The sequence below is a fragment of the Sorangium sp. KYC3313 genome (assembly GCF_052075895.1).
GTDB lineage: Bacteria > Myxococcota_A > Polyangia > Polyangiales > Polyangiaceae > Sorangium > Sorangium cellulosum_B.
This window is the reverse complement of the sequence record NZ_CP197255.1, coordinates 6,659,150-6,684,906: the sequence shown is the minus strand read 5'-3', so window position 1 is coordinate 6,684,906 and position 25,757 is coordinate 6,659,150. Positions and strand designations below refer to the sequence as shown.

Annotated in this window: 25 protein-coding genes; 13 read left to right on the top strand and 12 right to left on the bottom strand. The window is 71.2% G+C overall.

Annotation, left to right across the window (positions count from 1 at the left end; translation table 11 throughout):
• Positions 1-2: 2 nt before the first annotated feature.
• Entirely contained in the window at positions 3-1,739 is a 1,737-nt protein-coding gene (locus ACSRUE_RS26025) for a serine/threonine protein kinase (RefSeq protein ID WP_441285943.1), read from the top strand.
• Positions 1,740-1,754: 15 nt separating this feature from the next.
• Here ACSRUE_RS26025 and xerD read toward each other — a convergent pair whose 3' ends face one another.
• The gene (xerD, locus tag ACSRUE_RS26020) at positions 1,755-2,645 is read right to left on the bottom strand and encodes a site-specific tyrosine recombinase XerD (RefSeq protein ID WP_437766891.1); all 891 of its coding nucleotides are present in this window, start codon (positions 2,643-2,645) and stop codon (positions 1,755-1,757) included.
• A 158-nt stretch (positions 2,646-2,803) separates the two neighbouring features.
• Here xerD and ACSRUE_RS26015 point away from each other — a divergent pair, with 158 nt between their 5' ends.
• From ACSRUE_RS26015 to rpmB, 3 genes are all read left to right on the top strand, one after another.
• The gene (locus ACSRUE_RS26015; protein WP_441285942.1) at positions 2,804-3,667 is read left to right on the top strand and encodes an N-formylglutamate amidohydrolase; all 864 of its coding nucleotides are present in this window, start codon (positions 2,804-2,806) and stop codon (positions 3,665-3,667) included.
• A 13-nt stretch (positions 3,668-3,680) separates the two neighbouring features.
• Entirely contained in the window at positions 3,681-4,763 is a 1,083-nt protein-coding gene (locus tag ACSRUE_RS26010) for a hypothetical protein (protein ID WP_441285941.1), read from the top strand.
• 314 nt (positions 4,764-5,077) lie between these two features.
• Positions 5,078-5,302, top strand: coding sequence for a 50S ribosomal protein L28 (gene rpmB / locus ACSRUE_RS26005; RefSeq protein ID WP_061608570.1), 225 nt, complete (start codon positions 5,078-5,080; stop codon positions 5,300-5,302).
• Positions 5,303-5,625: 323 nt separating this feature from the next.
• On the opposite strand, the gene ACSRUE_RS26000 is transcribed toward rpmB, so the two are convergent.
• The 10 genes from ACSRUE_RS26000 to ACSRUE_RS25955 all read right to left on the bottom strand — a co-directional run bounded on the left by ACSRUE_RS26000 (position 5,626) and on the right by ACSRUE_RS25955 (position 12,796).
• Positions 5,626-6,675, bottom strand: coding sequence for a hypothetical protein (locus ACSRUE_RS26000; RefSeq protein ID WP_441285940.1), 1,050 nt, complete (start codon positions 6,673-6,675; stop codon positions 5,626-5,628).
• On the bottom strand, positions 6,672-7,397 hold the full coding sequence (locus tag ACSRUE_RS25995) for a DUF72 domain-containing protein (protein WP_437766887.1): 726 nt from the start codon (positions 7,395-7,397) through the stop codon (positions 6,672-6,674). Before ACSRUE_RS25995 ends, ACSRUE_RS26000 begins: the two co-directional genes overlap by 4 nt.
• 89 nt (positions 7,398-7,486) lie before the next feature.
• Positions 7,487-8,434, bottom strand: a complete 948-nt coding sequence (locus tag ACSRUE_RS25990) for a lysophospholipid acyltransferase family protein (RefSeq protein WP_441285939.1) — start codon at positions 8,432-8,434, stop codon at positions 7,487-7,489.
• A 72-nt stretch (positions 8,435-8,506) separates the two neighbouring features.
• Positions 8,507-9,688 carry a tRNA epoxyqueuosine(34) reductase QueG gene (gene queG / locus ACSRUE_RS25985; protein ID WP_441285938.1) on the bottom strand — a complete coding sequence of 394 codons (1,182 nt, stop codon included), beginning with the start codon at positions 9,686-9,688 and terminating at the stop codon, positions 8,507-8,509.
• 71 nt (positions 9,689-9,759) lie between these two features.
• Entirely contained in the window at positions 9,760-10,335 is a 576-nt protein-coding gene (locus ACSRUE_RS25980; protein ID WP_441285937.1) for an RNA methyltransferase, read from the bottom strand.
• The gene (gene trmD / locus ACSRUE_RS25975) at positions 10,332-11,126 is read right to left on the bottom strand and encodes a tRNA (guanosine(37)-N1)-methyltransferase TrmD (RefSeq protein ID WP_441285936.1); all 795 of its coding nucleotides are present in this window, start codon (positions 11,124-11,126) and stop codon (positions 10,332-10,334) included. Before trmD ends, ACSRUE_RS25980 begins: the two co-directional genes overlap by 4 nt.
• 40 nt (positions 11,127-11,166) lie before the next feature.
• A complete protein-coding gene (gene rimM, locus ACSRUE_RS25970) occupies positions 11,167-11,679 on the bottom strand; it encodes a ribosome maturation factor RimM (protein ID WP_441285935.1) in 513 nt (170 codons plus the stop codon).
• Between the two features lie 12 nt (positions 11,680-11,691).
• On the bottom strand, positions 11,692-11,943 hold the full coding sequence (locus tag ACSRUE_RS25965) for a KH domain-containing protein (RefSeq protein WP_012237070.1): 252 nt from the start codon (positions 11,941-11,943) through the stop codon (positions 11,692-11,694).
• A 1-nt stretch (position 11,944) separates the two neighbouring features.
• Complete coding sequence (gene rpsP / locus ACSRUE_RS25960; protein WP_012237071.1) at positions 11,945-12,211, bottom strand: 30S ribosomal protein S16; 267 nt, start codon at positions 12,209-12,211, stop codon at positions 11,945-11,947.
• Between the two features lie 402 nt (positions 12,212-12,613).
• The gene (locus ACSRUE_RS25955) at positions 12,614-12,796 is read right to left on the bottom strand and encodes a hypothetical protein (protein WP_157906850.1); all 183 of its coding nucleotides are present in this window, start codon (positions 12,794-12,796) and stop codon (positions 12,614-12,616) included.
• Positions 12,797-13,123: 327 nt separating this feature from the next.
• Between ACSRUE_RS25955 and ACSRUE_RS25950 the strand changes: the two genes are divergently transcribed.
• The 9 genes from ACSRUE_RS25950 (at position 13,124) to ACSRUE_RS25910 (ending at position 24,854) form a co-directional block, all read left to right on the top strand.
• Positions 13,124-14,509 carry a DUF4350 domain-containing protein gene (locus ACSRUE_RS25950; RefSeq protein ID WP_441285934.1) on the top strand — a complete coding sequence of 462 codons (1,386 nt, stop codon included), beginning with the start codon at positions 13,124-13,126 and terminating at the stop codon, positions 14,507-14,509.
• Positions 14,506-15,483 (top strand): AAA family ATPase, encoded by a 978-nt coding sequence (locus ACSRUE_RS25945; protein WP_012237073.1) that lies wholly within the window; start codon positions 14,506-14,508, stop codon positions 15,481-15,483. The genes ACSRUE_RS25950 and ACSRUE_RS25945 overlap by 4 nt, the downstream gene beginning before the upstream one ends.
• 6 nt (positions 15,484-15,489) lie before the next feature.
• Positions 15,490-17,160: a DUF58 domain-containing protein gene (locus ACSRUE_RS25940; protein ID WP_441285933.1), complete on the top strand. Its 1,671-nt coding sequence runs from the start codon at positions 15,490-15,492 to the stop codon at positions 17,158-17,160.
• 9 nt (positions 17,161-17,169) lie between these two features.
• Positions 17,170-18,000, top strand: a complete 831-nt coding sequence (gene rsmA / locus ACSRUE_RS25935; RefSeq protein ID WP_441285932.1) for a 16S rRNA (adenine(1518)-N(6)/adenine(1519)-N(6))-dimethyltransferase RsmA — start codon at positions 17,170-17,172, stop codon at positions 17,998-18,000.
• A gap of 242 nt (positions 18,001-18,242) precedes the next feature.
• A complete protein-coding gene (gene atpD / locus ACSRUE_RS25930; RefSeq protein WP_437747860.1) occupies positions 18,243-19,667 on the top strand; it encodes a F0F1 ATP synthase subunit beta in 1,425 nt (474 codons plus the stop codon).
• Positions 19,668-19,674: 7 nt separating this feature from the next.
• Positions 19,675-20,232 carry an ATP synthase F1 subunit epsilon gene (gene atpC / locus ACSRUE_RS25925; RefSeq protein WP_012237077.1) on the top strand — a complete coding sequence of 186 codons (558 nt, stop codon included), beginning with the start codon at positions 19,675-19,677 and terminating at the stop codon, positions 20,230-20,232.
• A gap of 199 nt (positions 20,233-20,431) precedes the next feature.
• Positions 20,432-22,381, top strand: a complete 1,950-nt coding sequence (dnaG, locus tag ACSRUE_RS25920; protein WP_441285931.1) for a DNA primase — start codon at positions 20,432-20,434, stop codon at positions 22,379-22,381.
• 118 nt (positions 22,382-22,499) lie between these two features.
• Positions 22,500-24,419, top strand: a complete 1,920-nt coding sequence (rpoD, locus tag ACSRUE_RS25915; protein WP_437766876.1) for an RNA polymerase sigma factor RpoD — start codon at positions 22,500-22,502, stop codon at positions 24,417-24,419.
• 123 nt (positions 24,420-24,542) lie between these two features.
• Positions 24,543-24,854: a hypothetical protein gene (locus ACSRUE_RS25910; RefSeq protein ID WP_441285930.1), complete on the top strand. Its 312-nt coding sequence runs from the start codon at positions 24,543-24,545 to the stop codon at positions 24,852-24,854.
• Positions 24,855-24,896: 42 nt separating this feature from the next.
• Here ACSRUE_RS25910 and ACSRUE_RS25905 read toward each other — a convergent pair whose 3' ends face one another.
• Complete coding sequence (locus tag ACSRUE_RS25905) at positions 24,897-25,679, bottom strand: rhomboid family intramembrane serine protease (RefSeq protein ID WP_012237081.1); 783 nt, start codon at positions 25,677-25,679, stop codon at positions 24,897-24,899.
• Positions 25,680-25,757 lie beyond the last annotated feature (78 nt).

Here is a 25,757-nt window from a genome sequence, read left to right as displayed (position 1 = left end):
TCGTGACGGCACCGAACGTCGCGCCCGGCAGCGTCATCGCGGGGAGGTTCTCGGTCCGCTCGCTCCTCGGCCACGGGGGCGCGACGGCCACCTTCCGCGCGGTGACGGCGCAAGCGCGCGACGTCGCCCTCAAGCTGTACTCGCCCGTCGTCGGCCAGCGCGCGGACGCGATGCAGCACCTCCAGCGGTACGTGGCCGAGACGAACAGGCTGCCGCCGGAGCTCGCCGCGCACATCCTCGAGGCCGGCTACGACCCGGCGACGGCCGCGCCCTTCACGGTGACGGACATGATCCCGTTCCCGTCGCTCGCCGAGCTCGCGCGTCGCCGGCCGATGGGCTTCGAGGAGGTCGGCTCGATGCTCCGCTCTCTCGCGGCGGTGCTCGACGCGGCCCACGCCCGCGAGGTCCCCCACCTCGGCCTCAAGCCGACGAACCTGTTCATCGACCCGAGCGCTCCGGGCAGCGTGAAGCTCACCGACTTCGGGCCGTCCCTCGCGCGGAGCATGGTGCCGACGCAGGAGGGGTACCTCCTCACCGCGCCGTGGCTGGCGCCCGAACAGCTCCAGCCGGGCGGCCAGGCGGGACCCGCCGCCGACATCTTCTCCGCTGCGCTGGTCTCCTTCTTCGCGCTCACGGGCCGCTCGTACTGGCGTTCCTGCCAGGGTCAGGTCGACGTCCAGGGCTGGCAGCGCGAGCTCATGGCGCCGCGCCTCGCCGCGTCCGTGCGGGCCGCGGAGCTCGGCGTCCCGCTGAGCCCTGTGCTCGACGGCGCCTTCGCGCGCGCGCTGGCGCACGATCCGCGCGAGCGCTTCCGCTCGGCGAGCGAGCTCGCGGCCATGCTCAGCGGCTTCTCGGCGGCCGCGATCGAGGTGGGCTCGACGCTCGCTCTGTCTCCGTCGGTGAACGAGGCGGTCGCGCCCGCGCCGCCGGCCGTCGCCGTCACCGCGGCGAGCGCGCCCGCGCCCTTGCCGCCCGGCGACGCCACGCAGCTGGTGCCCCCGCCGTTTTCACCCTCGCCGCAGCCGTCGTACGCGCCGTTTTCGCCCTCGCCGCCGCTGGCGCCCTCGCCGCAGCCCTCCGCCGACGCGCCCTCCGGCCAGGCGCCGTCGCCTTCGGCCCAGAGCCAGAGCACATCCCATCGAAGCGGCATTCCCGCGCTGACGGCGGTCAGCACCGCGCCCCGGTCGCCGTGGAGCAAGGCGGCCTCCGTGATGGTGGGCGTCGCTGCGGTGCTGCTCGTCGGGGGCACGGCCGCCGCGTGGTACGTCCTGGACCGCAAGGACGAGGCGCAGCCGAGCCCCAGCGCCTCGACAAGCGCTTCCGCGGCGGCTCCCCCCGCGCCCTCGGCCGAGCCCGCTCCGCCCGAGCCAGCCGGCAGCGCGCCGGCCGCCGACGCCGGGACCCCGACCGCCGAGCCCCCGATCGACGCCGGCGCCTCGACCGACGCCGGCGTGGCGACCGACGCGACGGTGAAGGTCTCCTGCAAGCCCGTCGCCTGCGAGGAGATCACCATCGACGGCAAGGTGACGCAGGCCCCGGAGGTCGAGCTCGGGCTCCCCCCTGGGGTGCACAAGGTGAGCGTCAAGCGAACCGGCTACTTCCCGCGGAGCCTGAGCGTGGTCGTCAAGGCCGGAACACCGCTCGTGCAGGAGTTCCAGCTCACCGAGATCCCCCCGGCTCAGCGAGCGGGGCAGGCGCCGAGCAAGCCTTGCGGCAAGTTCCTCAAGCGCTGCAAATAGCCATCGTGCGCGCGCTCACGCGCGGGGGTGCGCCCGACGGTACGCGGCCCGCACGTGGTCGTCGGCGAGGTGCGTGTAGATCTCGGTCGTCACGACGTTCGCATGACCGAGGAGCGCCTGGACGCTCCGGAGATCCGCGCCCCCCTCGAGCAGGTGCGTCGCGAACGAGTGGCGGAGCTTGTGCGGCGAGCTCGGCTTGGCGATGCCCACGGCGCGCGCATATCCGCCGAGGAGCTTCCACACCGCCTGCCTGGTGAGCGCCCCGCCGCGCGGCGAGAGGAACAGCACCTGGGTCGCCGCGCTGCGCGGGTGCGTCGCGCGCAGCTCCAGGTAGGCGTCGATGGCGGCGAGCGCCGGCTCGCCGAGCGGCACGAGCCGCCGCTTCCCCCCCTTGCCGAGCGCCATCACGATCCCTTTGCGCCGGTCGATGTCCGCGAGCTTGAGGCGCACCACCTCGCTGACGCGCAGGCCGGCCGCGTACATCACGTGGAGCATCGCGCGATCGCGCAGCCCCTTGAACGTCCCTTGCTCGGGCGCCTCGATGAGGAGCGCGATCTCGTCGAACGAGAGCACCTTGGGCAGCCGCCGCCCGACCCTGGGTCGCTCGACCAGCGCGCACGGATCCCGCTCGATGCGGCGCTCGCGGAGCAGGAAGCGGATGAACCCGCGGACCGCGGAGAGGTGGCGCGCCGCCGAGCTGGCGCTGATGCCCGCCTGGCCGAGCGCGACCAGGTAGGTGCCGATCAGCGCCTGGTCGAGCCCGTCGACCGTCGTGACCCCGCTCGCCTCGGCATGGGCGACGAGCTTGGCGAGATCATGGCCGTAGGCCTCGAGCGTCAGGGGCGCCAGAGCCCGCTCGACGCGGAGGTGATCCAGGTAGGCGTCCACCCAGGTCGCAAGGTCCACGGCCAACGGTACGTCGAAAGCGGCGAAGCGCGCCAGAAAGCTGGGCTGGAGCGGATCGGCCAAGAACGCCCCGAACGGCGATACGTCTTTCTCCCTTCCGGCGTTTCACCTCCCCGTCCTGGTTCCAGCCGGACGCGGAATGCGTCACAGTGGGCCCTGTGGTGTCAGCCTTCGAGGTCATCGAGCCCCGCGGAGCGGAAAGCCCGGTCCTCGTCGAGGTGCCGCACGCGGGCGTCTACGTGGATCCCGAGTCGCTGTCCTGGACCATCGCGCCGGCGCGCAGCCTCGGGCGCGACGCGGACCTGTACGTCGACGCGCTCTTCCAGGACGCTCCGGCCGAGGGGGCGACGCTCCTGTTCTCCCGGATGAGCCGGCTGGTCGTCGATCTCAACCGGAGCGAGGCCGACTGCGACGGCGACGCGGTCGAGGGCGGCGGCCGGGTGCCCTACCCGCGGGGGCTCATCTGGCGCATGACCACGGACGGCGAGCCCATCCTTGCCGCCCGGCTGCCGCGGCAGGAGGTGGAGCGCCGGCTCGACCGCTTCTATCGCCCCTATCACTGCGCCCTCAGCGCGCTCCTCGCCCGCAAGCGCGAGCGCTTCGGCTTCGCGATCCTCCTCTGCGCGCACTCGATGCCGAGCCAGAACCGCCGCGGCCACGCGGAGGGCGCGATCGGTCGGGCCGACATCGTCCCCGGCACGCGCGGGCGGACGACCGCCGCGAGCGCGGTGATCGACGCGGTCGATCAGCACGCGCGCGCCTGCGGCTTCTCGGTGCGCCATGATGACCCCTATAAAGGGGGCTTCAGCACCGCGCACTACGGCCAACCGCACCGTGCCGTCCACGCCGTGCAAATCGAGATTGCACGCCGGCTGTACATGGACGAGCAATCCCTCGCCATGGATGGGCAAGGATTCCCTGCCGTGCGAGACTTCGGACGCACCCTGATTGCGCGGCTCACCTCAGCCGAGCTGCTCGGTCAGCTCCGCAGCAGCCCTCCCTTCGACGCCAGTGAGATCTGATCCAGCTCCATCAATGGAAAAGCCTTTCGGAGAGGCGAGCCGCGACCGCCCGCCAGCGAGCCGTCGCGCGATCGCCGAACGGGAAAAGGCCGGACCAGCCCAGCCGGAGGGCGCCCCAGCCGGCGACAGCCCGGCCGACCGCGCCGAGGAAGGACCGGCTGCGGCGTCGATCAGCGTCGCTCCGGTCGATCGGCGCCTCGAGTCGAACCCGGCCATCCCGGCCGAGGCGGCGCCCCCGAGCACGCGCGAGCACGTCACGAAGCCGCTGCTCGCGTCCGAGGCGCTCATGGAGGACCTGGCGCCGATGCGTCCAGCGCAGGACGCCGCGCGGATCTGGTGTGCCGCGGTGGGCGCCGGCTTCCTTCTGCTCGGCGGCCTGTCGATCGCTGGGCTCCGCCCGGACGGCGTTGTCGCGGGGCCGCCAGCGTTCGTCCTGGGCATCGTCGCGCTCTTCACCGCGCTCACGTCGGTGAGCTACCGGCAGCGCGCCGTCGCCATGGTGGTGCTCGGGGCGATCGCGACCGTCGTCGGCCTCCAGAGCTCGGGGATCGCGGCCGGCTGGGGAACCGCCCGGGCCGTCGCGGCAATAGCGCTCCCGGCGGCGCTCGTCTTCCGGTCTCGCTACAGGGCGTACAGCGGCGCGCGGTGGCTGCTCGTCGCCGCCTTCCTCGTCACGCTCCCGTCGTTCGGGCACGCGGTCGGACAGCTGGTTCTGCACGATCCACACCTGGGCCACCTCGGCGCCTTGCTGGTGATCCTGGCGGTCCTGTCCAGTCTTACCGGGTTCATGGGCGCGGAGACGACGGGCGCCGGGTCGTTCCTTGCCGTCGCCGTGGTGCTCGCCTTCACGGCCGACCTCGTCGTCGGCAGGCTCGCGCACCTCGACACCTTCTCGCCCCGGGACATCGTCATCGTGCTCTCCGCGGGCCTTGCGTTCGCGGCGACGTCCGCGCTCACGAGCCTCGGCCTGTTCCAGATCCTGGCCTGGCGCCTGGCAGCCGACGCCCGGCGCATCGATCTGCACTCGCGCCGCCCCGAGAACGACAAGGACGGGCGCGATCGGCGTCCGCCCTCGGGCGGCGAGTGGCTGACCTAGGCCGCGCGTCGGGAGGCGCGTAGGGCGTCGAGGACACCGAGGGGAGAGGCTCGTCCGGGCCGGGTTGCGACCCGAACCCTCCCCTATCCCCTCCTGCGTCGGGCCGGCGTCAGCGCGCGATCGACCTCGCCGATGGAGATTTCCCGTCCGCTGCGGCAATGCCCCCCCGGAGGACGCTTGACATGTCCCCCGGCTTCCTTCACTTTCCCGCGCTCCCGAGCCCCCCTGCTCCCCCGCGCAGGGCGTGCGCCCGGCCAGCTGGTTCGATTTACGGTCGGGGCACCGAGGCAGGGTCCCTTCCAACCGAGGACGTCATGGCGAAGAGCGACATCACTGGGAAGCGGAAGCTTCTGGCGCAGAATGTCTCCCACTCCAACATCAAGACGAAGCGCTGGCAGCTCGTGAACATCCAGACCCGGCGCGTCTGGGTCCCCGAGCTCAACCGCTTCGTGAAGCTGAACCTCACGACGCGCGACATCCGCACGATCGACAAGATCGGCGTCGTCGCCTACGCGAAGCGCCACGGCGTCGCGCTCTAGACCCAGCGTCAGCGCGCCGGCCGGCCTGCATGTCGGCCGCCGCTTCGCGGCTGGATGCGCGCCGCGCTTTGTTCTCCCCCTCTCGGGGTTCACCTCCATCCACTCCCAGCCCTGGAAGTGCCGCGTGCGTGACGGCACGCGGCGCGTGCAGCCAGTGCGAGCTGGCAGGCGCCGGCCGCAGCGCACGTTGCGCAGCGGCTCGCTCTACCTCGCTGCCGCCTCAGCACGCCTCCACGGCGCCCTCGATGGCCCGCGTCGCGTCGGCCAACGGGAGCCGCATGGCCGGCCGATCTCCGCCCCGGCCGACCGACGCCCGCTGCGCTTCAGCCCTCCGGCGGCTGCGTCCCTGCCCCCGCCATGAAGCCGGCCGCGAGGTTGGCCGTGCGCGCGTCGCGCTCATCGCGCTGAACGGCGATGGCGGCGCTGGCGCCCTGCTGCGTGCGGACATCATGAAGGGCGCTTTCGAGCGCGGCGCCGCCGAGGAGCGCGGTGAGGGTCTTCACCTCGATCGTGGGCTTGCCTGCGAGCGCGATCGCGGCCGCGAAGGGGCCGCGCTGGAGGATCCCGATCGGCGCGGCTGCGGGCAGGGGCGTGCCGGGGGCGAGGCGCGTGATCCCGCGGCGCACCGGGACGGCGTCGCGGCCGAGCACGATCTCGAGCTCCGGCACGGTGATGCCATCGTCGGTGCGCGTGTAGGCGAGCGCTGCGACCGTGCCCCAGCCGTCGCAGGCGACGATGGCGTCCGTGGGTCGCGGCACATCGCCTACCGGCCACGGCGCCTGGAGCGCGGTCGCCCCCTCCGCGATCGTGGTCGACGCGGCTTCCACCTCGGCGGGTATCGCTTCAGCGAGGTCTTCGGCGGTCAGCGTCCCCCCCGCGACCGCCCCGCCGGCGGCCAGCAGCGCCCGCTCCACATCGCGCGCCCGGAGCGCCACCGCGCCGAGCGAGCCGACCTCGCGGAGCAGCGCGGCGCGCCCGGTCGCGCCCGCGCGCTCCGCCGCGACCACACCGGAGCGAACCAGCTCACGGAGCCGCGCGCGTCCGAGGTAGCCATGCAGCAGGACCAGCATGCCGAGCGAGCGCGGAACAGCGACGTGCGCGGCCTCCGGGACGCTCTGCCCGTCGACGAACCCGCGCGGCCGCGGCGCGCCGCGCCCAGGCTGGATCGCCCGGCCATCGAACGCCCTCGCGCCGACGCCGACGCCGGCCGCCAGCGCGACGGCGGGCGCGAGCAGCACGTCGGGCTGCGCGCCGGCGGCAGCGAAGAAGCCGGCGACGATCGCGTCGATCGCGCTGCCGGAGGACTCGAGCGCGGCCCGGGCGGCCGAAGCCGCAAAGGAATCGCTCGCGGTGGCTGCCGCGCCGCGGATCACTGCTCCTCGTCCTCGGCGACGAGGGTGCTGGGCATGGGCATGGTCGGCCTTACCACGGCCGACGCCGTCGAGCGATCGGGCGTGCGGGCGAGCGCCGCCGCGAGCAGCGACTTGATCTGCGGCGCGCGGTCGCCCTCGACGACCAGGAACACCTCACGCCGTCCGCGCAGGCGCTCGGCGACCCGCTCGAGCGCGGCCGCTCCCATCGACGAGGACCGCCCGAGCGCGCGCAGCCGTGTATAGACGATCGGCCCGGGCGGCGGCGCGTCGCGCGCCACGTCGAGCACCGGGATGACCTTCGCGGCGCGCGCGGTCGCGACGATGTCGTCGCGCTCCCAGATCCCGGAGGGCTCCCAGCAGCGCACGACCCCTTCGGCGGGCAGCCGCTCGAAGAGCGCCGCGAGCTTCTTGCGGTTGCTCGCCGTCGGCCGGAGCGACGCCGGCGTCTGGAGCACGACGCACCGCGCCTCGAGCACGGCCGCCACCTCGAGCGAGGCCGAGAGCGCCTCGTCGAGGTCGCGCCCTCCGGCGAGCTCGCCGACCACGCGCGGCAGCACCACGCTGAAGACGAAGCCCGGCGGCACCGCCTTGCGCCATTTGCGCAGCGTCGTCGCGCGAGGCAGCGACGTATCGAGCGGGCGGAGCTCGACCAGATCGAAGCGATCTTTGTACTTCTGGATATCGCCCTTGAGCGAGGGCAGTCCGACGAGGAGGCGGGCCATCAGCGCGGACTCTTAACCCAGCTTGCGCGCCGATGCAGCGCGTGCCCGACGGCGGCTCGATTTCTCATTTGGGGAGCAAAATCCTTGATTTATTCGAAGTGGAACCACTGCGTCGGGTTGTCCCGGAGGAAACGCTCCATCTCCGCCGTGATCTGCCGCGCTGCCACGTCGAGCTCGGACGATCCTGGCCTGCGGGGGAGCGAGATGGGCGGCGCGATGCAGATCTCGTACTCCATGAAGCCGGTCCGCCGCGTGAACACAGGGACGATCGGCGCGCCGCTGACCGCCGCGAGCTGAAGCGGCCCCTCCGGGACGCGCCAGGGTCGCCCGAAGAGCTCGACGTCGCGCCCGCGCATCCCGGACGGAAGTCGATCGATCTGGATGGCCACGACGCCCTGCCGCCTGAGGTGCGCGAGCAGCGGGAGCACCGCGAGCGGATCGTCGGCCACGTGCTGCATCCGTACGCCGACCCGATCTCGCGTGCCGTCCTGGATGGCCTGCGCTCGCTCGTCGCGCTCGCGCTGCATCACGATGAGCACGTCGGCGGCGTGCACCGATCGCAGCAGCGGCGCGGCGGCCTGCCAGCCGCCGGTATGCGCCGTGACGACGATCACGCCGAGGCCCCGCCGGAACGCGCTCGTGAAGTGCTCGTCGTTCACGCACAGGCCGGTGAGCCGGTCGGGCCGGCTGCTGCCCGCGATGAACGCGTCCGTGAGGCAGCTGGCGAAGTTGATGAACACCCGGGCGACGTCGCGGTACTCGTCGAGCGTCCCCCGCTCGCCCAGCGCCAGCCGCAGGTTCCTGCGCACGGCCCTCCGCTGCTCCGGCAACACCGCCCCGACGGCGAGCCCGAACAACGCAGGGCTGTGCCGGACGAGGAGGTCCGGGCCGTAGGTCACCCCAGCGTCGACTGCCCGCCGCCAGAGGACGGAATCGTGCCGGCGTAGATCGTCGAGGAGCGCTCGGAGCCTGGAGGGGAGATCCACGTTGGTGCTCGTGCGCGCGGCGCCTTGCCGGCGCACACCGTAGCGGATCATCGGGCCCCCGCGAAGAGCGCCCGAGCAGCGCCGCGCTCCCGCGCCGCGTTCGATCGCGGCGGGCGGCGCGCCTCAACCTGCACCGGGATCCTCGTTCGACCCGTCAGGCCTCGGCGCGCCCGGGCCCGCCGGCTCGCCGCCCCCTGCGCGGCTCACCCCCCACGCGGCGACGGCGCGCACCGAGGCGTCGTCATGGGCGAGCGCCGCGACGAGCGCGCGCCTCGCGCTCGCTGCCGCCGCGCCCTCTGCGCCGCTCGCCAGCCGGTTCGCAGCGACGATCGTCGCGTTTCGGGCGAGCCCGCCGCGTCGCGCGCGCCGGACCGGCGTCCCGACGGTCAGCGCGTCGAACGCTTGCTCGTCGAGCGCCACGAGGTCGTCGACGTCCCGCGCTTCCCATCGGGCCAAAGGATGGAACGGCGCGGTGCGCTCGAGCGCCGGGGGCGCGGTCCTGTTGAAGGGGCAGACCTCCTGGCAGACGTCGCAGCCGAAGAGGTGCTCACCCATGCCGGACCGCAGCGCCTCGGCCGGCGCGCTCCTCTGTTCGATCGTCAGGTACGCGATGCAGCGCCGCGGATCGAGCACGAAGGGCGCGTCGAACGCCTGCGTCGGGCACGCGTCGAGGCAGCGCGTGCACGATCCGCAGCGCTCGGCGATGGGCACGTCGGCGACGAGATCCAGCGTGGTGACCACCTCGCCGAGCAGCTGGTAGCTCCCCTGCCCCGGCGTGATGATCAGCCCGTTCTTGCCGACGAAACCGATACCAGAGCGCGCCGCCCAGACGCGCTCCATCACCGGCTCGACGTCGCAGAGCGGCCGCGCGAGCACGGACGGCGCGAGCGAGCGGATGAACGCCGCGAGCCGCCGGAGCCGCCGCTTCAGGTGGTTGTGGTAGTCCTGCCCGCGCGCGTAGCGCGCGACGCTCTGCGCGAGCGGCGGGTCGCGCCGCTCGCTCTCCTTCGGCCGCGCATACCTGCGGCCTACGCACACGACCGAGCGTGCTCCTTCGAGGATCGCGCTGGTGTCCAGCCGGCGCCGCTGCTCCGCGTACTCCGCGAGGTAACCCATCTCCCCGTGCATGCCGCGCGTGACGAACTCCAGGTACCGCGCGTGCTCGACCCCGAGCGGCTCGTCGGCCCGCGCGACACCCACGACGTCGAAGCCGAGCGCGAGCGCCTGCTCGCGCACCAGCCGGTCGGGCGTCGTTCGCGCCGCGCTCGCCTCCCCGGCGGGACGATCGGCATCGCGCTCGCTCATCTCAGGAGGATGGACCGGAAGGCCGCGCGGCGGTGCTGGCGCCACGCTCGACGACCGCGCGCCACGCGAGATCACCCGGCGTTCCGGTCGCCGAGCAGCCGATCGAGCGTGATCGCGCACGCCGCGCGCACGCTCAGGTGGTTGTAGCCGGTGCTCGCCTCCGCCCTGATCGGCTCGATCTGGACGTCGGCATCGGCGATGACCTCTGGCGCGAGGCCCCAGCCTGTGCCGAACAGGAGCACCACCGGATCGCTCGCTTGCGCGAGGCGCGCGCGGGTCGCTGCGTAGCTCGTCACCGGGAGCCCTCGCGAGGCCGCCGCGGTCGTCCAGACCTCGACGCCGCGCCGACCTGCGCCGCTCAGCGCGGAGTACACGTCGTCCAGGCTGGGGACCACGCTCAGCACATCGAGCGCGACCGCGCGATCCGGGATCCGGCGCTTGCCGGAGCCGATCACCCAGTGCTCCTTGATCCGCTCGGCCAACGCGCGCTGAGCGGCGACCGGATGAACGACGAAGAGCCGCTCCGCGCCATACGTGCGCGCGCTCCGCGCCATGTCGTGCAGATCGAGGTTCGTGATCGCCGTGGTCACCGTCTCCCCGGAGCGGTCGAGCACGGGGTAGTGAACGAGCGCGAGCGCCAGCCTCATCGCCGCGCCTTGCCGCTCTCGTCCGGGGGCGGCTCTCCCCCCCGCGCCTTGCGCCAGAGGTCGGGCCTGCGCTGGGCCGTGCGCAGCTCGGCCTCCGCTCGTCGCCAGCGCGCGATGGCCGCGTGGTTACCTTGCTGCAGCACGTCGGGCACCTTGTGCCCGCGGAACTCCACGGGGCGGGTGTACTGCGGGTACTCCAGGAGCCCTGACAGCGCGGGGCTGTGCGACTCGTGCTCCGCCGACACAGCGTTCCCGAGCACCCCTGGGAGCAGGCGCACGCACGCATCGATCACCGCCATCGCCGCGACCTCGCCGCCGGTCATCACGAAGTCGCCGAGCGAGATCTCCTCGTCGACGAAAGCGCGCACCCGCTCATCGAACCCCTCGTAGCGACCGCAAACGAGCGCAACGGCAGGGCGCGCCGCGAGCTCGATGGCCTTCTCCTGACGGAAAGGCTTCCCCTGCGGCGTGAGCAGCACCCGGTGCGCGCGCGGCAGAGGCCCCGAGGACGCCGTCGCGTCGTCCCCGGGAGGCGCGCTCGACGCATCGCCTCCGGCGGCGGCTTCGTCGAGCGCCTCCAGGCAGCGGACGATGCAATCGACGCGCATCACCATGCCGGAGCCACCGCCGTAAGGCGTGTCATCCACGCTCCGGTGTCGGCCGAGGCCAAACTCACGCGGGCTGCGCGTCCGCACGGCGAGCGCACCCGACGCGAGCGCGCGCCCGACCATGCCGATCGCCAGGAACCCCTCGAACAGCTCCGGAAACAGGGTGACTACGTCGATGCGCATCGCACTTGCCGAGGCGGGCTCCCTTGCGTGGAACGGCGGCTCAGACGAGGCCTTCCAGCGTCGCCAGCTGGACGACCTGCCGCTCCGCGTCCACGCTGCTGATGAAGCTCTCGGTCAGCGGGATCTCGATGGAATCTGCGCCCTGCCTCTCCACGACGAGCACATCGCAGGTCGGGTACGACTGGAGCGACCTCACGTGCCCGAGCAGATCGCCATCGGGCGTCATCACGCGCGCCCCCTCCACGTCGCAGGCGTAGAACTCGCCCTCGGAGAGCGGCGCGAACGCGTCCCGAGGGACGCACACCGTCGCTCCGCGCAGGGCCTCGGCCGCGTCCCGATCGTCGATCCCGGCGATCCGCGCGAGCAGCGCCTTGTCGACGGGCCGCGTCGCGACGATCTTCGCGTCGCGCGCAGAGCCGTCGGGAAGGCGCAACCTGATCGGAGGGCGCGTGAGGAGCAGATCGGACCCCTCGTTGTAGAGGCGCAACCGCAGCTCCCCCTGAACGCCGTGCGGACGGGCGACCTCCGCGACGGGAACGTAACGTCGCTCCACGTCTGGCTCGTCTCAGTCGAGGATGTCGAGGTGCGCGCGGCGCCCCGACTTGCTCGCGGCGGCGCTCAGCAACGTCCTGATCGACTGCGCTGTGCGCCCGTCCTTGCCGATCACCTTGCCGATATCCTCGCGCGCGACCGTCAGCTCGATCCGGGGGAAGCGGTCTCCCGCGACCTCGCGCACGACGACCCGGTCCGGCTGATCGACGAGCGCGCGGGCAACGAGCGCGACGAGATCGACCAGCGGAGACGTCGACGAGGCCATGCTACTTCGCGGCGTCCGCGGGAGCGGCCGCCTGGGCCAGCCCAGGGTGCTTCAGGAGCAGCGCCACCGTGTGCGTCGGCTGAGCGCCGTTCGAGATCCAGTGCCTCACGCGGGGAACATCGAGGCGGATCTCGGTCCTGCGCGGGTCGTACGTGCCCAGCCGCTCGATGAACCTGCCGCCGCGCGGGCTGCGCTGGTCGGCGACGACGATGCGGTAGAAGGGCGTCTTCTTGGTGCCCGCGCGGGCGAGGCGAATATGAACGGCCATCTGTAGAACCTCGATCGATATGGAAGAGCCCGTGCCCACGTTGTGCACGGCCTGCTCTGGAGGCGCCGGAGCGTAGCTCGTTCAGCGCTCGACGCCAGAAGTGGGGGCGCAACCTAGGCGAAGATCCTGCCGAGGGTCAACCCCGCACGAGCAGAGCACGTCCGCGGAGGACAACTTTCAGCACCCGCGGCCTGGTCGAAGCCCCTCTCGCCCAGTCGCCTACCCTCCTCGCCGGACGAGCCCGGTGCGTGCGCGGAGCCGAGATCCGCCTGCATGCACGGTCGCCAACTTCGCGGAATTTGCGAGAAAACGGGGGGCAATTCTCGGAGGCACGTCGTCCAGGATACGTGCTGGAGCAACGCTGCCAGGGGGTTCACGCGGGAGCGCGTGCTACACGTGGCGTCAACCCAGATCGAGGATGATGACGCCCCGGTTGGGATCGTCCTCTTCCGAGTCCGGAAGACGACGAGGTGCGGGGTAGCGTTCGATCGGCAGCTCGAGGCGCGGTCGAATTTCTTCTCTTCTAGACCGATCCTTCTCTTCTTCGCGCTGCCGTATTTGCTCGATGATGAACGGAGGAAGCATCGACTAACCCCTCCACCTCGTAGAGTGCTCGGCTGAATTGGTGGAACGAGGTCTGCGAGAAAGCACCCCGCTCTTAGAAGCGAATCTAGCAATGTGGGATGGCGGGTCAAGGTTATCGGTCGGGCCGACAGTGGTATGTTCGCAGCGCTCATGACGCGGCACGGCGCGTGGTTTGCGCACGCATGCTCCTCAGGCTCTAGGTCTAGGTCCGGTTCCGGTTCCGGTTCCGGTTCCGGTTCCGGTTCCGAACTTGTTCGGGAAGATCGGCGCTGGCCGGTGCGCTCGCAGGTCACATCCTGCTCCTTCCTGGCGGCGCTGATCGCACTGATGACGCTGCTCGCGCCCGCCCGAGCAGCGGGCGCCGCCTTCGACGTGAACGACCCGAGCTGGGAGGGTTGCTCGGAGCTCCTCGAGATCGCGCGCGCGGAGCTGGGAGCCGCGAGGGTCCACCCCGTCGCTGTGCTCGACTGGAGCCAGGTCGGCCCCGAGGACGGCATCCTGGTCCTCCACCCGCTGCAGACGCTCGACGCTGACGAGACGACCTCGTTCATGAAGGCCGGCGGGCGGCTCGCCATCATCGACGACTTCGGCCGCGGCGACGACACGCTCCGGCGATTCCAGATCGAGCGCATCCCGACGCCAGCCCGACCGCTCGCCGCGCTCCGGAACCGGCCCTCCCTCGCGATCGCGGAGCCGGTCGCCGACACCGTCGGGGGCCACTCCGTCGGCCGGCACCCCGTCGTCAGCCACGTGGAGCGGCTCGTCACGAACCACGCGACCGGCCTCCGGCATCCGAACCTCTCGCCGGTGCTGCGGATCCGCGCCGTCAGCGAGCCGGACGTGATCCTCGCCGTCGCCGGGCAGGTCGGCAAGGGCCGGCTCTTCGCGATGGGCGACCCGTCCGCGCTGATGAACATGATGCTCAGGTACCCGGGCAACCGCGCCTTCGCCTCGGGCCTGACGCGCTACCTGGTCGACGAGGATGGGGCTCAGCCGCGCCGAGGGCGGCTCCACATCGTCGCGAACCGGTTCGACGAAGAGAGCTCGTTCGGCGGCGAGACGTCTCTCCGAAAGGACTTCGACGCGCAGGTCAAGGCGCTCGCGAGCGCCGTCGAGGACGCCCGCCGCGATGGGCTTCCGGGCGGCGCCCTCCTCGCGCTCGCGGCGCTCGCCGGTCTCGGCCTCGCGATCTGGACCGCGCGCGCGTCCGCACGGCCCTACCGGAGCCCGCTCCCCCGGTACGCCCGCCCGACGCCGCTCGTCGCTCAGGGAGGCGCAGCTGGGCGCTTCGCCGTCCTCGCCGCCCCCTCTTCCCCGCGGGGCCTCGCGTTCCTCGAGCTGAAGAGCGCCCTGTTCGAGGCGCTGTCCCTGCGGTTCGGCCTGGAGGCGAATCCGGCGCAGGAGACGGTCGCGCGGCTCGTGGCGCGAGAGGGATCTCTTGACGAGCGAGCCCTCTCGGCCTTCAAGGATGTTCTGGGCACCATGTACCGAGTCGAAGCGTCCGTCGTCGCCGGCAGACCGGCGAACGTGTCCAGGCCCGCGCTCTTGCACGCCGCCGACGTCGTGCGGCATGCCCTCGCCGCCTGCGGCGCCGACGGCCGGAAGCCACCGCGCGGACGTCACCCCGGCGCGCCCCCCGATCCTGCGACGGCGTCCCCGTCGCCAACAGACGTGAAGCTCGCACCACCCCACTCAGACAAAGGCGCTCGATGAACCAGGTTCAGGCCGTCGCCGTCGACGAAATCTCCGCGGCCAAGGAGCGGATCGAGGCGGTCCGGCGAGAGATCACGCGCGTTTACATCGGCTCGTCGCGCGCCATCGATCTGATGCTCACCGCCCTGCTCGCGCAGGGGCACGTGCTGCTGGAGGGCGTCCCCGGCGTCGCGAAGACCACGCTGGTCAAGGCGTTCGCGGCCGCGCTGGGCGCGTCGGTCCGGCGGATCCAGTTCACGCCCGACCTCCTGCCCGCCGACATCACGGGGACCTATGTCCTGTCGCCCAAGGAGGGGACCTTCACGCTGCGCCCCGGTCCGATCTTCGCGAACCTCGTGCTCGCCGACGAGATCAACCGCGCCCCGGCGAAGACCCAGTCGGCCCTCCTCGAGGCCATGCAGGAGCGACAGGTGACGATCGAGGGCGATCGCTTCGAGCTGCCGTCGCCCTTCATGGTGCTTGCGACGCAGAACCCGATCGATCTCGAGGGGACCTACCCGCTGCCCGAGGCGCAGATCGACAGGTTCCTCATCCGCGTGAGCCTCGGCTACCCGCAGCACAAGGACGAGGTGGCGATGCTCCGCGCGCACAACGTCGAGGCGCCACGAGCGCGGGCGACGCTCTCCGTCCAGGACCTCCTCATGCTGCAGGGCGTCGCGCGAAGGATCCACGTCGAGGACGATCTGTACGAGTACGCGGTGAACCTCACCGCGTTCACGCGCACGCACCCTCGCGTGCTGCTCGGCGCATCGCCGCGGGCCACGCTCGCGCTGGTCCAGGCGGCCAAGGCGGCGGCGGTGATCGGCGGGCGCCCGTTCGTCACGCCGGACGACGTGCGCGGCATGGCACAAGCGACGCTCGCCCATCGCCTGGTGCTGGTACCCGAGGCCGACGTGGATCCCAAGGCGCGCGACACGATCGTCGACGAGGCGGTTCAGCGCGTGGGGTACCGGCGCGCGGCGCGGCCGGCGTAGATCCGCATGCAGCTCTACCCCACGCGCACCGCCGCCCACCTGGCCATCGCCGGCGTCGCGGTCATGGGCGCCGGGCTCATCGCGCGCGAGCCGGCGATCGTCGGCTGGGGCGGGGCGATCCTGGTCGCGATCGCGCTCGCCCGCGGCGTGACGCTGGTGTCGGTGGCGCGCATCCGCGCGGCTGGGTTCGAGATGCTCTGGGGCGGCTCGCGGCGGATCCTCCGTTCCGCGCGCGGAGGCACCGTGGAGATCGAGGCCGAGGTTCGGAACCGCGACACCCTCGCGGCTCGCTACGTCAAGCTGCGCACCATCGCCTCGTCGCAGCTCGACGTGCGCATCGAGCCGAACCGCGGCGAAGTCTCCGCCTCGGGTCGGCTCAAGGTGAAGGTCATCGTGCGAACGCCGCGCGTCGGCCAGCACGGGCTCCACGGGCTCGCGCTCGAGGTGCACGGCGCCCCGGGCCTCTTCGAGGTGCCCCTGACCTTCGCGAACCCGTACGGCATCGAGGTGCTCCCGCGGCCCTTCATGCCGTACCTGACGCAGCCGCGCGGAGGACGCAGTCACCTCCTCGCTGCCTCTGGCAAGCCCGGGCGCGTACGCGGCGAAGGAGACGACCTGCGCGAGCTGCGAGAGCACCAGCCGGGGGACCCGTTCCGGAAGATCGCGTGGAAGGCCAGCGCGCGCCGGGGCACACTGCTCGTGCGGGAGTTCGAGCGCGAGGAGCGGGATGTGGTCTGGGTCCTCGTCGACGCGGCCGTGGAGCTCTGGGCGGGCCCGCTCGGCCGCGCGCCGCTCGATCTCATGATCGACGAGGCCGCGGCCATCGCGACGAGGCACCTCGGGCGCGGCGATCGCGTCGGGCTCATCGTGCTGGCCCCCGGCCCGCGCGTGACGATCGCGCCCGATCACGGCCCAGGGCATGGCCAGAAGATCGCGCAAGCGCTCACCGTCGGGTGCGGCACCTACGACGCGGATCGGAGCGAGCTCGACGAGTCGGACGTCGCGGCGCGCGTCATCGAGCACCTCAGGCCGCTCGACGCGCGCGGGCTCGACGACCTGCGCCGCGGCGACCTCGACCGGCTGGCGGCCCGCGCGGAGTCGATGCGCACGCGTGCGCCGTTCTCGGTGCCGGCGCCGCTCGGGCGCTCGCAGCGCGAACGGACGCTGCGCCGCTACCTCGCGAGCTACGGCATCGAGTCGCCCGCGCGCGCCGAGCCGGATCGGCGCGATCCCGCCGTGTCGGTCGCCGAGTCGCTCACGCACATCGCGCGCGTCAAGCCGCGCGCGAGCATGGTCTATGTCCTCGCGTCGCCTCCGGCCGACGCACAGCTGGGCCAGCTCTCTGAGGCCGTGCGCCGGCTCTCGCGGAAGGCTGTTCACGTGGTGTGGACGCTCCCGGATCTCGAGCCAGGGCTCGGGCCTCCCTGGGAGGCGCCCCGACCGCAGGAGAGCGACGGCGACGAGGGGCAGAGCGGCCCCACGCCGTCCAACAAGGCATTCCAGGAGCTCGCGCCGATCGCGGCCGAGGCGGTGCTCATCCGCGCGCGGGTTGCTCAGACCCGCCGCGAAGCCGCGCTCCGCAAGGTCGGCGTGCGCGTGGTGCGGCTGCGCGCGGCGGCCGCGCCCAGCAGAGCCGCAGACATAGCCCACGACGGGGCGCACCCACCGCAGATCTGAGGACGGGCCATGGCCATCGCAGAGCTCTTGCGCACACGCGGTCTCTCCCCGAAGAAGGGGTTCGGGCAGAACTTCCTCGTCGACGTCGACGCGGCGCGCCGGATCGCCGAGGCGGCCACGACGACGGAGGGCGGCGCGGTGATCGAGATCGGAGCGGGGCTCGGCGCGCTCACGCGGCCGCTCCTCGGTCGCGCCACGCACGTCGTCGCGATCGAGCGCGATCGCGACCTCGTCCCGATCTTGCGCGAGCAGCTCGCTGGACCTCTCGAGGAAGGCCGCTTGACGCTGCTCGAGGCCGACGCAGCGCAGGTCGACTGGGTCGGCGCGCTCTCCGGCCACGCGCGGCCGCACGCGGTGGCGGGCAACCTCCCGTACCACATCACGGGCCGGCTCCTCGAGCAGGCGACCACCGTCGCGCATCAGATCGATCGCGCGGTGTTCATGGTGCAGCTCGAGGTCGCGGATCGCCTGGTCGCCGCCCCGGGCAGCGCCGACTACGGCGCACTCTCGGTCTTCGTGCAGGCCGCGTTCGACGTGCGCCGCCTCCTGATCGCGCGCGCCGGCGCGTTCTACCCGAGGCCCGAGGTCGACTCGGCGGTCGTCGTGCTGACGCCGTGGCGCCCGCGGCGCGCCGAGGAGACGGACGCCTTCCGCGCGGCCGTGCGCGCCGCGTTCTCGGCGCGCCGCAAGACGCTCCGGAACGCCTGGAAGAACCTCTACGGCTGGTCCTCCCAGGAGCTCGATCAGCACGCGAAGGACGCCGGCATCTCGCTCGACGCTCGCGGCGAGACGCTCAGCGTGGAGGCGTTTGCGCGGATCGCCGCCGCCAGAGGACGCTGAGCGCCCGCCGCGCGCCGGCGCTCCCTCGCTGGAGCCGGAGAGGGATGCGAGATGGACGTCGTCCCCGGACGTCCCGCGTGGCGCCCAGCCCCCGGAAAACACGCCCACTACCGCGCGCCCGCAGCGACGCAGCCGTCAAGAATCCCGCAGAATTTCTGGTACACGGCACTAGTCGGACGCGCAGGTCCGTGCTAGTGGGCCCCGCGACTCGTCAAAGCACGCACGAGGAGGACTCCCGCTCCATGGTTGTTGGAAAGATCACCCAGGTCATCGGACCGGTCGTCGATGTCGATTTCCCGGCTGGCCAGCTGCCCAAGATTCTGAACGCGCTCAAGCTGAGCAACCCGAGCATCTCGGCCGAGCCAGACAACCTCGTGCTCGAGGTCGCCCAGCACCTCGGCGAGTCGTCGGTGCGCACGATCGCGATGGACTCCACCGACGGCCTCGTGCGCGGCATGGAAGTCCGCGACACGGGCAAGCCCATCATGGTGCCGGTCGGCAACGAGTGCCTCGGCCGGATCCTGAACGTCGTCGGTGTGCCGATCGATGAAGCCGGGCCCGTGCACGCCAAGAAGATGGCGCCGATCCACCGGGAGCCGCCCCCGTTCATCGAGCAGTCGACCAAGGTCGAGGTCTTCGAGACGGGCATCAAGGTCATCGACCTGATCGCCCCCTACCGCAAGGGCGGCAAGATCGGCCTCTTCGGCGGCGCCGGCGTCGGCAAGACGGTGCTCATCCTGGAGCTCATCAACAACGTCGCGAAGGCGCACGGCGGCGTGTCCGTCTTCGCCGGCGTCGGCGAGCGGACGCGCGAGGGCAACGACCTCTTCCTCGAGATGAGCGAGTCGAAGCTCGCGGACGGCAGCCCCGTCATCTCGAAGGCCGCGCTGATCTACGGCCAGATGAACGAGCCCCCGGGCGCTCGCTCCCGCGTCGCGCTCTCGGCGCTCGCCGTGGCCGAGCACTTCCGCGACGAGGAGGGGCAGGACGTCCTCCTGTTCGTGGACAACATCTTCCGGTTCACCCAGGCCGGCTCCGAGGTGAGCGCGCTCCTCGGACGCATCCCGAGCGCCGTCGGTTACCAGCCGACCCTCTCGACGGAGATGGGCGCCTTCCAGGAGCGCATCACCTCGACGACCAAGGGCTCCGTCACCAGCGTCCAGGCGATCTACGTCCCCGCGGACGACCTGACCGACCCCGCGCCGGCCACGGCCTTCGCCCACCTCGATGCGACCACCGTGCTGTCGCGCGCGATCTCGGAGCTCGGCATCTACCCGGCCGTCGATCCGCTCGACTCGAACTCGACGATGCTCGACCCCCAGATCGTCGGTGAGAAGCACTACTCCGTCGCGCGGCGCGTTCAGCAGACGCTGCAGCGCTACAAGGACCTCCAGGACATCATCGCCATCCTCGGCATGGACGAGCTCAGCGAGGACGACAAGCTCGTCGTGGCGCGCGCCCGCAAGATCCAGAAGTTCCTGTCGCAGCCGTTCTTCGTGGCCGCCCAGTTCACCGGGCTCGAGGGCAAGCTCGTGCCGCTCAAGGACACGATCGCGGGCTTCGAGGAGATCCTCGACGGCAAGCTCGACCATGTCGCGGAGCAGGACTTCTACCTGGTGGGCGGCATCGAGGACGTGAAGGCCAAGGCGTCGCAGAGGGCGTCCTGACGCAGCCATGGCCGACACAATCCTCCTCGAGATCGTGACGCCGACCGGCGTCGCGCTGCGCGAGCAGGTCACGGACGTGACCGCGCCGAGCGTCGCCGGCGAGTTCGGTGTGCTCCCGGGTCACCTCCCGCTGCTCGCCGCCCTCCGGACCGGCCTCGTGACCTACCACCAGAACGGTCAGGAGCACCGCCTGGCCGTCCATCATGGCTTCGTCGAGGTCGCCGGCGACACCGCACTGCTCCTCACCGAGCGCTTCGCGGTGAAGGACGATGTCGACGTCGTGAGGGTGCGCCGCCGGCTCAAGGAGGTCGACACCGAGCTCGACCACTGGCAGGGCGACCTGACTGATCCGCGCCGCCGGGCGCTCATCGAAGAGGAGCAGTGGCTCGCCACCGAGCTCGAGCTCATCGGCGATCCGCCCCCTCCGATGGTCCGCGAAGACACGCGCTTCCTGGCCGAGCACGCCGAGGCGCCGCCGGTCGACGAGATGGTCGAGGCTTCCCAGCCCGACGAGAGCCTGACGGACCACAAGAAGCCCGGCTCTCCGTTCCCCGATCCGAAGTGACGTCACCGGCGGCTACCGCCTTGCACGTGCGGCCGCCGCACAGGACACTTGTCTCCACACAGGCCGCGAGGGACTGGGGGGTCTCCCGCTTCGCGAGCCGCCCGTACCGCCGAGGCGCTGGCGCGGACGCCGCCACGCCGTCTGAGTCCACCCGTGATGATCCGCGGGCCCCGCACGCACGGAGCCCCCAAGGCAGCCCATGATCTCTCCGGAGACGATCGCGCTCGTGAAAGAGCGCACGGATCTCGTAGCGCTCATCGGCGAAAGCGTGCGCCTCGCCCGCCGAGGGCACTCCTTCACCGGGCTCTGCCCGTTTCACAAGGAGAAGACGCCCAGCTTCCACGTGAGCCCGAGCCGCGGGTTCTACCACTGCTTCGGCTGCAAGGAGACCGGCAGCGCCATCGACTTCGTGATGAAGCTCGAGGGCCGGACGTTCGCCGAGGCGGTCCGCGCGCTCGCCGAGCGCGCCGGCATCGAGGTGGCGGAGTCGCTGACCGAGGCCGAGCGGCGCGAGGCGCAGGCGGCGCGCAGGTCGAAGGACGATCTCTACGCCGTCAACCACCTCGCCGCGACGTTCTTCGAGCACAGCCTCCGCGGGGGGCCGGGCAGCGCTCCTCACCCGCTCGCGCGCCACGCTCACGAGGAGCTCGAGCGGCGCGGCCTGCCCCTCCGCGACGGCGATGGAGCCGTCGATCCGATCGCCGACGCCCTCCAGGCGTTCCGGATCGGCTACGCCCCGTTCGGCTGGGACGGGCTCTCCACCTACCTGCGACAGCAAGGCGTCTCCCCGGTCCTCGCGGAGCGCGTCGGGCTCCTCGTGCCGCGCTCGTCGGGGAGCGGACACTACGACCGCTTCCGGCACCGGCTCATGTTCGCCGTCACCGACGTGATGGGCCGGGTGATCGCGTTCAGCGGACGCGCGTTGCCCGATCCCAGCCCTTCCGAGCTCTCGTCGCTCGGCCTCACCGGCCCTGCGCCGCAGGCCGACGGCCCGCCGGCGAAGTACATCAACAGCCCCGAGTCGCCGATCTACACGAAGGGCGAGCACCTCTTCGGGCTGCACCAGGCGCGCCAGGCGATCCGCCAGCGCGGCGAGGCGATCCTCGTGGAAGGCAACTTCGACGTCGTCGCGCTCCACGCGCGCGGCATCGGCCAGGCGATCGCTCCGCTCGGTACCGCCTTCACGACCGGACAGGCGAAGCTCATCAAGCGCTTCGCGCCCGCGGTCATCCTGCTGTTCGACGGCGACGCGGCCGGCAAGAAGGCAACGCGCGCGGCGCGCGCCCCGTGCCGTGAGGCGGGCCTCAGCGCGCGCGTCGCCGTGCTGCCTTCCGGCGTCGATCCGGACGATCTCGCGCGCGAGCACGGCCCAGAGGCGATCGCGCGCATCGTCAAGGCGGCGCGCGGCCTGCTCGAGCACCTGATCGACCAGGCGCTCGACGGCGACAGCTTCGGAGGCTCGTCGCTGCCCGAGCAGCTCGCCCGCGTGCGCGCCGTGACGACGCTGCTCGCCGAAGAAGACGACCCGAGCCTCAGGATGATGGCGAAGCTCTACGCCGATCGCCTCTCCTCGAAGCTCGTGATCGGCGGCCGCTCACCGGACGACCTCCGGCAGCTGGAGCGCGTCGTCGAGGAGTCCCTCTCCCGCCCGCGGAGCCAGCCTACCCGCGAGGTGATCCCCTCCGGACAGACGACCGAGACGTGGGAGCGCGCTCGCTCACGCACGCAAATCCAGGAGGTAAGCCTGGAGATCCTGGGCGCGATCCTCGATTTCCCCGAGCTGCTGGCCGACGACGATCTCCAGACGGCGCTGGAGTGCCTCGAAGGCGACGTCGCTCTGGCGATTGTTGCAGCGCGTCAAAATTTCACTTTTGAAATGGGTCTTGCCGCCAGCGAATTTCTTGCGCAAGTCCCGGCTCCGATCCATTCATTCGCGGCTGGACGGCTGGTCTCGCCTGTCTTCGAAGCGGCCTCAACGGCCAAGGCGACGCTCTTGGAGAATTCACAAAAGTTGAGCAGACAAGCCCTGGCGCGACAGAAAGCAGCCGTCGTGAGCCAGCTCCAGAAGAGCGCGGTCGACGCTGATGCTGAAAACGCTTTGCTGCGTGAGCTATTCCAGCGGAGAGCGGGGGGTCTCGGTCTTCCTTGATGCGTTCCGGGCCGCCTCGCCGTGGCGGCTCGACGTGCGTGATCCCTAGAGTTTATCGGAGTCATTGGGTGTCTTGTCGGTCGCGGCGAGCTGATCGCCGTAAGTGGAGCATGAGGTAATGGCGAGCAAGGCCAAGCAATCTTCCGGTCGGACAGGCGGGGTCGCGAGGGCGGCGGGGGGCGGCGCGCTGAACGGCGCGCGGCACGCATCGACACGCGGGCACGCCGAGGGGGGGGCGCGCCCTAGCAACAAAGGAGACGCGGGCATCCGGGCCGAGCGGTCAGAGAAGGACCGGAAGACGCTCGAAAAGCTCGTCGAAACCGGCAAGAGCAAAGGCTTTCTCACCTATGACGAGGTGAACGACGCGCTCCCTGCGGACGTCGCGCCCGATCAGCTCGACGACGTGGTGGGCGCCCTCGGCGACGAGGACATCGAGATCGTCGACGGCGCGACCCAGGTGAAGATCGCGCCGAAGCGCATCGCGGACGAGGAGGCCGGCGAGAAGAAGCTCGTCGTGACGCCCGACCGCGAGGAAGAGGACGTCGACTACTACTCGAAGTCGAACGACCCCGTCCGGATGTACCTCCGGAAGATGGGCAGCGTCTCGCTGCTCACCCGCGAGGGCGAGGTCGAGATCGCGAAGCGGATCGAGATCGGCGAGCAGAAGGTCAACGCCGCCATCCTCGACTCCCCCATCGCCGTCCGCGAGATCATCGATCTCGGCGAGAAGCTCCGGAAGCACAAGATCCGGGTGAAGGAGCTCATCAAGGACGCCGAGAACGACGACCAGGAGTTCGACGAGGAGGAGGCCGACCGGCGCATCATCCGCCTCATCGACAAGGTGAAGCGCGTCGACAAGAAGAAGGCGGAGCTCCTGGAGGAGCGCAAAGAGGTGAAGACGGAGGTCCGCCGCAAGCAGATCGACGTCGAGGTGACGCAGGCGACAGCCGAGCTCGTGACGACGCTCGAGGAGATGCGCCTCAACAAGCGGACGATCGACAAGATCGTCCAGAAGCTGAAGAGCCTCATCTCGAAGGTCGAGAAGGCCGAGGCGGGCGCGACGGAGCTGGAGCGGCGCACAGGGCTCTCGAAGGGCGAGCTCAAGCGCGAGCTCATCAAGGTGAAGGGCAACCGCGCCCTCGAGGGGCGGCTCGCCAAGAAGCTCAACGTCAACCGCGAGGAGCTCAACGACTTCGAATCGACCATCAAGAACGCCCAGAAGGGTCTGAAGAAGGTCGAGGAAGAGCTCAACATCGACGTCGCTGCGATCCGCGATACCTACGAGAACATCCGCGAGGGGGAGCGGATGGCGGAGCGCGCCAAGGCGGAGCTGGTCGAGGCGAACCTCCGCCTCGTGGTCTCCATCGCGAAGAAGTACACGAACCGCGGCCTCCAGTTCCTGGACCTCATCCAGGAAGGGAACATCGGCCTCATGAAGGCCGTCGACAAGTTCGAGTACAAGCGCGGCTACAAGTTCTCGACGTACGCGACGTGGTGGATCCGGCAGGCGATCACCCGCGCGATCGCGGACCAGGCGCGGACGATCCGCATCCCGGTCCACATGATCGAGACGATCAACAAGCTGATCCGCACCTCGCGCTACCTCGTGCAGGAGTACGGCCGAGAGCCGACCCCCGAGGAGATCGCCGAGAAGATGGAGCTCCCGCTCGACAAGGTGCGCAAGGTCCTGAAGATCGCGAAGGAGCCGATCTCGCTCGAGACCCCCATCGGCGAGGAAGAGGACTCGCACCTTGGCGACTTCATCGAGGACAAGAGCGTGATCTCGCCCGCGGAGGCCGTGATCAACATGAACCTCGCGGAGCAGACCCGTAAGGTCCTGAAGACGCTGACGCCGCGCGAGGAGAAGGTGCTCCGGATGCGCTTCGGCATCGGCGAGAAGAGCGACCATACGCTCGAAGAGGTCGGTCAGGACTTCGAGGTCACGCGCGAGCGCATCCGGCAGATCGAGGCGAAGGCGCTCCGCAAGCTCCGGCACCCCAGCCGCTCGAAGCAGCTCAAGAGCTTCATCGACAGCTAGTCCGTGGGCTGGCCTGCTCGCCAAACGAAGGCAGCTCTGCCGCGCAGGCCGCGCTGCTGGCCTCTCGCTGGCCAGGCACGCGCTCGCGCAGGCAGCCGTTCGCTCGGCGAGCGGCGCGCCGCCGTGGCCCTCCTCGTGCTCGCGAGCGCGGTCCTCGGCGGCTGCACGAAGACGATGTCGGAAGAAGACTGCCGCACGATCGGCGAGGGCATGCGCACCGCGTGGGCAGCGGAGGCAAAGCGGGTGGGGTCCGCCGCTCCAGGGGGCCCGGGGAAGGCCTCCGTGGTGATCGACAGCGAGGGCGAGAGGCTCTCGTCGGAGTGGACATCCGACTGCAAGCGGGAGCTCGCCGGGAGCAAGGTGGACCCTGGCGAGCTCGGCTGCCTTACCCGCGCGAAGACGCTCGAAGAGCTCCGCCGCTGCGCCACGCCTTGACCACCTGGGAGCGCGGCCGGGGCGGGGCGCCCTGCGACCCTTTCAGTTGAGATAGCGCTTGTCCTTCGGGGGGTCCTTCTGGCCGCCGGGGATGACCCTCAGCGGGACGCCCCCGGAGCGGCCGCGCGCCGCAGGGACGCGGCGGAGCGCGGCGGACTGCGCCTGCAGCTGACGGAAGCGGATCCGTAGATAGAAGCGGCGCAGCGGGGAGAAGTCGCCGAAGAGATACCCGGCGAGCATGCCCCCGAACGGCGTGATCAGCCCCTCGGGGGGCGCGCGCATGGCGATCACGTTGAGCACCGAGATCCCGAAGATGAAGACGAGCAGCATGGTGCCCGTCACGGGGAGGACGAAGAAGAGGCGGACCGTGGCGTGTCGGTGCGCGAGTGCCCACGCGACGGCGACCGCCTCGATCATCCCGAGCCCGCCGTAGAAGACCGGCCGCGCCATCTTCGGGAGGAGCGCGCCCACCGCCACCTGGAGCGCGAACGCGAAGGCGGCGGAGCCGAACAGGAACGCCAGCGTGCGTCTGGCTCCCCAGCGCTCTTCGAGCGAGGCACCGAGGAAATACAGGCCGAGCAGCGTCGTGACGAAGTGCCACGGATCGCTCGGGTTGTGGACGAGCGGCGCGGTGAGCAGCCGCCACACCTGACCGTGGAGCACCTTCTCGCTGATGCCGAGGAACGGCTCGAGCACGCCTTCGCCGGCGCCCCCCCAGTTCAGGCCCAGGGTGAACATCACCCAGATACAGCCGATCGCGATCATCATCCCCAGCAGGGCCTTGCCTGGCTTGGGGAACCCCATCGAGCTGTGCTCCGGGCGCATGGCTCTCCACCTAACAGCGGCGCCCCCGACGAGCAACCGCTGCCCCCGGACTCCACGGCGATCCGCCCGGCGCCGACC